The sequence below is a fragment of the Tepidimonas sp. genome (genome assembly GCF_046292505.1).
In the GTDB taxonomy this organism is placed as follows: Bacteria; Pseudomonadota; Gammaproteobacteria; order Burkholderiales; family Burkholderiaceae_C; genus Tepidimonas.
Window position 1 is genome coordinate 1 of record NZ_JBKBQX010000272.1, and the last position, 529, is coordinate 529.

Annotated in this window: 1 pseudogene; it reads right to left on the minus strand. The window is 67.1% G+C overall.

Going from position 1 to position 529, the window contains the following annotated elements:
- Positions 1 to 71: 71 nt before the first annotated feature.
- Positions 72 to 529 (minus strand): annotated as a pseudogene (locus ACK4TH_RS13220) (type I glyceraldehyde-3-phosphate dehydrogenase); the annotation flags it as partial.

Sequence of the window (529 nt, forward strand, 5' to 3'; positions counted from 1 at the left end):
TCCGCGCAGAAAAGCACCCGCCGGAGCGGGTGCTGGTGCTCGCACGCGAGATGGTCCGACAGCGGCCCGCCTTACTTCACGCCGTCCGTCTCGGCCATGAACTTGATCAGGTCCACGCACCGGGCGGCGTACCCCGCCTCGTTGTCGTACCACGACACCACCTTGAAGAAGTTGGCGTTGAGTTCGATCCCGGCCTTGGCGTCGAAGATGCTCGAGCGCCGGTCCCCGATGAAGTCGCTGCTCACGACCTCTTCATCGGTGTAGCCCAGGACACGTCCGCCGTCGGCACGCGGAAGGACATCCCCGTCAGTTTGCCCTTCAGCGCCGGGATGGCGAGGGTGACGGCCTTCGCCGCCCCCGTGCTTGCAGGGATGATGTTCTGGTAGGCGTTGCGCCCGCCGCGCCAGTCCTTTTTGCTCGGGCCGTCCTGCGTGGGCTGCGTCGCCGTCGCCGCGTGGACCGTGGTCATGAGCCCCTCGGCCAGCCCGAACGCGTCGTTGATGACCTTGGCGATGGGCGCCAGGCAGTT